The 3,605-nt window shown below is 47.1% G+C and carries 2 protein-coding genes and 1 pseudogene; all 3 read left to right on the top strand.

The features are described 5' to 3' along the window. Window positions 1-93: 93 nt before the first annotated feature. Window positions 94-663 (top strand): annotated as a pseudogene (locus A3GK_RS10865) (aldose epimerase family protein); the annotation flags it as partial. A 32-nt stretch (window positions 664-695) separates the two neighbouring features. Beyond that, the gene (locus A3GK_RS0109920) at window positions 696-2,138 is read left to right on the top strand and encodes an MFS transporter (RefSeq protein WP_018029295.1); all 1,443 of its coding nucleotides are present in this window, start codon (window positions 696-698) and stop codon (window positions 2,136-2,138) included. A gap of 7 nt (window positions 2,139-2,145) precedes the next feature. Then, complete coding sequence (gene galK / locus A3GK_RS0109915; protein WP_018029294.1) at window positions 2,146-3,303, top strand: galactokinase; 1,158 nt, start codon at window positions 2,146-2,148, stop codon at window positions 3,301-3,303. Window positions 3,304-3,605: the final 302 nt, after the last annotated feature.

The raw sequence follows: 3,605 nt of genomic DNA, 5'->3' as shown, positions 1-3,605 counted from the left end.
AGCCTTTAGTCTGCTAAAAAAGTCGGGACACAAGAAAAAACAATCAATAAGTACCCGACTAAAGCAATAAAAACTCAGCCTGCGGAATTGAGGTACGAAGCAACGACCGACAAGGCAACGGTGCTCAACCTCACCAACCACGCCTACTTCAACCTCTCTGGAGAGGGCGATCCTTCGGTACACGACCACACACTCTTGATCAATGCAAAGGAGTACCTACCAACGGATGAGACGGCTATTCCTTATGGAAAGCCTGAAGCGGTAGCCGGCACTCCTTTTGATTTTATAGAGCCGCACCTTATTGGTGAGCGGATAGATACCGATATAGATCAGCTCAATTGGGCAAGGGGTTACGACCACACCTTTATCCTAGATAAACCGCTAGGTGAAATGGGACTTTGTGCCGTCTGCTCTAGTCCTAAGAGTGGCATAGAGATGAAGATTAAGACCGACCAACCAGGAATGCAGCTCTATACAGGCAACTGGATGAGCGGAAATATGCGTGGCAAGGGCGACAGCAGATACCCAGCACGCTCAGCAGTCTGCTTTGAGACACAACACTATCCCGATAGTCCCAATAAGCCAGAGTACCCCTCTACTCTACTCCGGTCAGGCGAGACCTTTAGAAGCCAAACTATCTTTAGCTTCAATACCATCGAGTAATATATTTATACTTTAATAATAGACTAATTCCAATGACAACAACAACTAAACAGACACAGCAAAACTACCTGGTGCCTTTTATCATCATGGTAGTTTTGATGGCATTGGTGGGATTGATTACCAATCTCAATCAGCAGTTCCAAGCCCCTATGAAGGCTGCTTACCTACTGCTAGGTGGCGCCAATGCCGACACACTAGCGACTTCTCTCAACTTCGCCTTTTTCCTTGCTTACCTAGTGATGGGACCAGCAAGTGCCAATTATATTGGCAAGAAAGGCTACAAGCCTGCCCTTCTACTAGGGCTGAGCATCCTTTGCATCTCATTTCTAATCTACATGAGCTCTGCATGGGTATTTGACAATGTAGATATCAATAAATTCCAAGGATTTATTGATGAGGCAAGAGGTATTGAAGACCTCACAAAGCAAGAGGGCATAGCTCCTGGTGACGCACTTCAGGCAGCCCAGGCTCAAGCAGCTCTGACTGGCAACTTCCAAGTCCAAGAGGTGAATGGAGAGTACAATGGACTACTCTACACCAAGGGAATGGTGATTCCAGTGGCCTACTGGGTATTCCTACTAGGCTCCTTTGTGGCTGGTACGGCACTCACCTATCTACAGGCGGTGATCAATCCTTACATCGTTGCATGCGATGTGAAAGGCACTACAGGTGTTCAGCGCCAGAGCATTGCAGGTACTGGTAATTCATTGATGACCACACTAGGGCCAATCTTTGTAGCTTATGTGATCTTTAGTGGCAAGGACGGGCTAGATATTAGCCTCAATAGCCTATACATCCCCTTCCTAGTTCTCCTAGTGCTCGTAGCAGCATTGGCCTTCTCACTCACCAAGATTCACCTACCAGAGGTAGCAGGTGGAGGTGGCAAGAGTGAGCATCTGCCAGAGAGTGTTTGGAGCTTTAGTCACCTCAAACTAGGTCTGATTGCTCTATTCTGCTACGTAGGAGTAGAGGTGTGCGTTGGTGCCAACGTGGTACTATTTGCTCAGGGCGACCTCGGCTTTGCCCTTAAGGATGCTGCCTTGATGGCTTCACTCTACTGGGGTGGCCTATTGGTTGGCCGATTTGCAAGTAGCTTCCTCAACAAGGTGAGTGCACAGCTCCAACTATTGGTTGCAGCGTCGGGTGCCATCCTTCTGATTGTGCTAGCAATGATCACCAAGATACCTTGGTTCCTCTGCGGAGTGGGTATCTTCCACTCCATCATGTGGCCTGCTATCTTTGCACTTGCTATCGATGGTCTAGGCAGATACACCTCCAAGGCGTCAGGTGTGCTGATGATGGGATGCTTCGGTGGAGCTCTATTCCCAGTAATTCAGGGAATCCTCAAGTCTGCTATCGGAAGCTGGAACCCCACTTGGCTCTTTGTAGTACTGGGTGAGCTATTTATCCTTTACTACGCTATCTCCGGACACAAGGTAAAGAAAACAGATACAGGGGTCACCACTGAAATGTAATGAATATATGAGAGATATAGAATTTGTAAGGAGCCGTTTTATCAAGCACTTTGATGGCTCCACAGGATACATTTACTTTGCCCCAGGGCGAATCAATCTGATCGGTGAGCATACCGATTACAATGGAGGCTTTGTATTTCCAGGAGCGGTAGAGAAAGGTATTTTGGCAGAGATCAAGCCCAATGGCACCCAAAAGGTAAGGGCCTACGCCATTGACCTCAAGGACTATGTAGAGTTTGATCTCACTGATACCGAGGCCCCCACCGCCAGTTGGGCAAAGTACATTTACGGCGTTTGCAAAGAAATGGAGAAGCTAGGGGTAGAGGTAAAAGGCTTCAACACCGCCTTCTCTGGCGATGTGCCTCTAGGGGCAGGAATGTCTTCATCAGCAGCATTGGAAAGTTGCTATGCTACCGCAATCAACGAACTATTTGGTGAGAAGAAGATCGAAAAGATGGAGCTTGCCAAAGTGGGTCAGCGTACCGAGCACCACTACGTAGGGGTAAAGTGTGGCATCATGGATCAATTTGCCTCTATCCACGGCAAGGAGGGGGCACTGATGCGTCTTGACTGCCGCAGCATGGAGTATAAGTACTTTCCTTTCCACCCAGATGGGTATAAGTTGGTGCTACTCGATACTGTAGTGAAGCACAATCTTGCTGATAGTGCCTACAACGACCGCCGCCACTCTTGCGAGCGTGTGGTAGAGGTAATCCTGAAGGATCACCCCGAGGTAACCTTCCTAAGAGATGTATCTATGGAGCTACTTGAGAGCTACAAGGGAAAGGTATCGGACGAAGATTATATGCGTGCAGAGTATGTGGTGGAGGAGATCCAACGCGTACTGGACGTTTCGGAAGCCCTTGAGAAGGACGATTACGAGACAGTGGGCAAGAAGATGTACGAAACGCACAAAGGTATGAGCCAACTCTATGAGGTGAGCTGCGAAGAGCTTAACTACCTCAATGAGATAGCCATGGAGTGCGGAGTAACTGGCTCGAGAGTGATGGGTGGTGGCTTCGGTGGTTGCACCATCAACTTAGTAAAGGAAGAGCTTCAAGACCTCTTTGTAGAGACTGCCAAGGAACGCTTTGCCAAGAAGTTTGGCCACGAACCTAAGGTATACAACGTGGTTATCTCCGACGGTGCTCGCCGTATCGAGTAACCCTTTACTCCACGATCATTAGTTTAAGGGCTTGCCAATCACTGATTTGGCAAGCCCTTATTAGTAAATAATGCAAGTGCCCATAAGAAACTTCAATTACTAGAAAAAAATATCAAATCAACAATGATTTCAAGTTTAGTTGAAATCATTATCTCGTAAAAATTGATTAAACTTACACATAGAACTTATTATCATTCGAATAATGGCGGTATTTTGGTGTCGTACGCAACCACCATTATGAGTATATCATTAATTCCTTTTCCACAATAGGTAATGCTTCACCATACAACTTGTCTTATGAC

The sequence above is a fragment of the Porphyromonas somerae DSM 23386 genome (genome assembly GCF_000372405.1).
Classification (GTDB): domain Bacteria; phylum Bacteroidota; class Bacteroidia; order Bacteroidales; family Porphyromonadaceae; genus Porphyromonas_A; species Porphyromonas_A somerae.
Note: the sequence above shows the minus strand (reverse complement) of the source record. Positions and strands in the feature narration are given on the sequence as shown.

Coding starts and splice junctions, on each gene's coding strand:
- galK (WP_018029294.1), top strand. CDS start 2,146: ATGAGAGATATAGAATTTGTAAGGAGCCGTTTTATCAAGCACTTTGAT.
- A3GK_RS0109920 (WP_018029295.1), top strand. CDS start 696: ATGACAACAACAACTAAACAGACACAGCAAAACTACCTGGTGCCTTTT.